The following is a 281-nucleotide window of genomic DNA, read 5'->3' on the forward strand; positions in this document are numbered from 1 at the left end:
TCGATGGCACTACGGCGAATATTGCGACCCAGCCGGAACTGCTCCGTGGTATAGGCGGCAATCCGCTCCTGCGCTGCAGCCAGTACCGGTTCTGATTCCGGTCCGGATGCCAGATACAGGGTGGCATCAATCTCATAACTCACGATGTCCGCTGACTGCACCGTCACTTCATCCGTGAGCGGTCGGATATCTTCGGCGCTGAGACGTGATTTCACCGCGTCCAGAATACCCGGCTCAGCACTGCCGTTCCCTGCCCGGGAGAGGACAGTGATCAACACACT

At 58.7% G+C, this 281-nt stretch carries 1 protein-coding gene; it reads right to left on the bottom strand.

Annotation, left to right across the window (positions count from 1 at the left end; genetic code table 11):
- A partial coding sequence (locus ACYP03_RS25810) for a baseplate J/gp47 family protein (protein ID WP_459782650.1) occupies positions 1-281 on the bottom strand: 281 nt, incomplete at both ends.

Source organism: Photobacterium sp. R1, assembly GCF_054600795.1.